At 71.0% G+C, this 672-nt stretch carries 1 protein-coding gene; it reads left to right on the top strand.

The window, feature by feature from the left end; all coding sequences use genetic code 11:
* Nucleotides 1–420: 420 nt before the first annotated feature.
* Nucleotides 421–672 (top strand): DUF3499 domain-containing protein (locus G3I40_RS43535; RefSeq protein ID WP_164560316.1); only part of this gene is annotated, 252 nt, incomplete at its 3' end.

Genomic DNA, 672 nt, shown 5'->3' with positions numbered 1-672 from the left:
TGGCTCGGCGGAGGCGGGGGAGTGCGGCGGTACCTGCCCCTCGGGCGGTACCTGCCCCTCGGGCGGTACCGGGTTCTCAGCGTCGGCGGGCCTTTCCATCACCGACGCAGCGTAGTCCTCCGCGGCGTGCGAAGCGGGACGCCTCCGTACGGAGCACTGCATGTCGCTTCCTGACCGATCAAGCCATTCTTGGGCCTGATTCCACTTCCCTCCCGGACCGTGGATCTCGCGTCAATTGGAGCTATTTGCCCTGAGTGGTGACCGCTTTCAACTGTCGGGTGGGGCGCACCACCCCGGGTCGCCGCAGGTCATGAGTGCGCCCGCGCGGGCCGTTGTGCGCCGTCCGTCGCCACGACACGGTGGGGTGAGCTCCGGGAGAGTCGTCGCGGCCCGCTCAAGAGTGCGGTACCGTCCAACGCTGTGAGCCCTGTACGTCGCTGTTCTCGCACCGCTTGCGGCCGTCCCGCCGTCGCGACGCTGACGTACGTCTACGCCGACTCGACCGCGGTCCTCGGCCCGCTCGCCACCTACGCCGAACCCCACTGCTACGACCTGTGCGCCGAGCACTCCGAGCGCCTCACCGCGCCGCGCGGCTGGGAAGTCGTCCGGCTCGCCGGCGGCAGTGGCCCCAGCCGCCCCAGCGGGGACGACCTGGAGGCCCTCGCCAACGCC

Origin of the sequence: Streptomyces sp. SID14478 (genome assembly GCF_010548525.1) — a bacterium.
In the GTDB taxonomy this organism is placed as follows: domain Bacteria; phylum Actinomycetota; class Actinomycetes; order Streptomycetales; family Streptomycetaceae; genus Streptomyces.
Note: the sequence above shows the minus strand (reverse complement) of the source record. Positions and strands in the feature narration are given on the sequence as shown.